The sequence below is a fragment of the Shewanella sp. 5_MG-2023 genome, assembly GCF_030547465.1.
In the GTDB taxonomy this organism is placed as follows: domain Bacteria; phylum Pseudomonadota; class Gammaproteobacteria; order Enterobacterales; family Shewanellaceae; genus Shewanella.
Window position 1 is genome coordinate 1 of the sequence record NZ_JAUORC010000100.1, and the last position, 603, is coordinate 603.

Sequence of the window (603 nt, forward strand, 5' to 3'; positions counted from 1 at the left end):
TTCAAGGTGAGCTAATTCACTTCTCAGGAGAGCGATTTAAGGATTGGAATGCCGTGATGCGGTATTTTGCACTTTCGGAGGCTAGATAGGCGCTGGCTGACATATTTATGTCCAGGTACTCTTTAGTGTAACCACCCTAAGCAATTATTTGCCCCAAAGTATGTCAAGATAACTTAGACTCAATTTTAGTCATACTACAAAATGGCTACTGTAACTGTGACGATTCAAAGAGAAGAATTGATAATGAAGAATACTAAACTCAATATATTGCTCTCAAAATGTGACGCAACGGCTCCAATAACTGATAACTTAGCTGCATGGCTTGATTCTACTTCTGTTGGAAATGAGATTATTACTTATTGCGAAGAGGCGCCTCTGAGTTCTGAGGATGAGTATCGTACAGCTTTAAAGAAAATTGAAGGACTGTTTGATGCAATACCTAATACAGCTGAAGGTGCTGAGCTTGAAAAATGGATTTCATTAGTTGAATCATATGAAAATGAACACTTCCCAATGTAACTCACAGTTGCCCCAAAACGTGTTTGAAATGGATATCTCTCGAGGTTTAGTCATTTGTATTTACCCTCAATAATCTAATATCAC

General features: G+C 38.0%; 1 protein-coding gene. It reads left to right on the forward strand.

Features of this window, described 5'->3' with window-relative positions; all coding sequences use genetic code 11:
- The first annotated feature begins 243 nt into the window (after nt 1-243).
- Nucleotides 244-519 carry a transcriptional regulator gene (locus tag Q4557_RS19865; RefSeq protein WP_102520066.1) on the forward strand — a complete coding sequence of 92 codons (276 nt, stop codon included), beginning with the start codon at nt 244-246 and terminating at the stop codon, nt 517-519.
- Nucleotides 520-603: the final 84 nt, after the last annotated feature.

What these genes read in the sequence shown, in the direction of transcription:
- Q4557_RS19865 (WP_102520066.1), top strand. Translation starts at nt 244, where the DNA reads ATGAAGAATACTAAACTCAATATATTGCTCTCAAAATGTGACGCAACG.